A 709-nucleotide genomic window follows, 5' to 3' on the forward strand; every position below is an offset into this window, starting at 1 on the left:
GCATGTAGTTGCGCCCGACATAGAGCAGCGCTGCCTCGTCGCTGCCGTGGCGGATGTCGACGACGCGGCCGAACATCACATTGTGCGTGCCGACCTTGTTCACCGCGCCGATCTCGCAGTCGAAGCTGACGATCGCGTCGAGCAACGCCGGCATGCCGGAGGGCATGGTCTGCCAGCGCGCCGCATCGTAGCGCTCAGCCATGTCGCGGATCGCGCCTGCGAACTTTGCGGCGAGATGCATATGCGACTGGGTCAGCACGTTGACGCAGAAACGCTGGTTGGCGAGAAACATGCCGGTCTGCGCCGAACGTTCATTCATGCACACAAGCAGCGTCGGCGGGTCGTCCGAGACGCTGCACATGGCGGTCGCGGTGAAGCCGCCGCGCCCGGCCGGGCCGTCGGTGGTGACGATGTTGACCGGAGCGCAGACCCGCGCCATGGCCTCACGGAATTCCAGCCTCGCGACTTGTGTTTCCATGGGCGTCTCCATGGCCGGCCTCCCGTCAGTTGGCCTGGGCGGCAAGCGGCGGCAGCCAGGTGTCGCCGGTCCAGCCCTTTTCGTCATAGTCGGCCATGCATTGGTCGACCAGTTCCTCCATCTGTTTCAGCCGGCCGCCGCGCTCGGCGCCCTTCAGCACCTGCAGCCGCACCTCTTCCGGCGCGCCGGCATAGTTGAGCTCGTAGAGCGCGTGCCGGCCGCCGAACTCGG

Annotated in this window: 2 protein-coding genes; both read right to left on the reverse strand. The window is 66.7% G+C overall.

Annotation, left to right across the window (positions count from 1 at the left end):
• A partial coding sequence (locus tag EN742_RS36765; RefSeq protein WP_128333980.1) for a flavin reductase occupies positions 1–478 on the reverse strand: 478 nt, incomplete at its 3' end.
• 25 nt (positions 479–503) lie between these two features.
• The coding region (locus EN742_RS36770; protein ID WP_281035067.1) for a 4-hydroxyphenylacetate 3-hydroxylase C-terminal domain-containing protein at positions 504–709 on the reverse strand (206 nt) is incomplete at its 5' end.

The sequence above is a fragment of the Mesorhizobium sp. M4A.F.Ca.ET.020.02.1.1 genome (assembly GCF_004022645.1).
Lineage (GTDB): Bacteria > Pseudomonadota > Alphaproteobacteria > Rhizobiales > Rhizobiaceae > Mesorhizobium.